Source organism: Arcobacter sp. CECT 8989 (assembly GCF_004116715.1).
Taxonomy (GTDB): Bacteria; Campylobacterota; Campylobacteria; order Campylobacterales; family Arcobacteraceae; genus Halarcobacter.
In genome coordinates this window covers 1-390 of record NZ_PDKE01000129.1, presented here as the reverse complement: position 1 = coordinate 390, position 390 = coordinate 1, and the positions used below count along the sequence as shown (strand labels likewise).

The following is a 390-nucleotide window of genomic DNA, read 5'->3' as shown; positions in this document are numbered from 1 at the left end:
GTGAAATACAAAAAATATGCTTGAGATAATTAATAAAGCAGTCATAGTATCTATGACTACTTTGAAGATGTTTATTAAGAGTTAATTTATTGTTATTCGTATGTTTTAGCTAATAATGCTTTCATTAGCTTAGCTTCAAATCTTAAGTCATAACTTTGATTTTGAAGCCAATCACTTATAACTTCTTTTTTGTGTTCCATTTCTTCTTTTCTATAGAATTCATTTTCTGCTTTTTTATCCCATTTACCTTCTTCATCTAAGAAAGTTCTTGCACTAAATTGACCTTCCATAACAATTGTCGTAGGAATTTGTTCTCCATTTTCACCATAAGTGAAACCTTCTAATTTAGCATAATCATCAGGAGAAGGAATATAAGCTTCTCTACTTACT

Annotated in this window: 1 protein-coding gene; it reads right to left on the bottom strand. The window is 28.7% G+C overall.

The genetic code is table 11. The features are described 5' to 3' along the window. Positions 1-92 precede the first annotated feature (92 nt). The coding region (locus tag CRV02_RS14985) for a hypothetical protein (RefSeq protein WP_164969041.1) at positions 93-390 on the bottom strand (298 nt) is incomplete at its 5' end.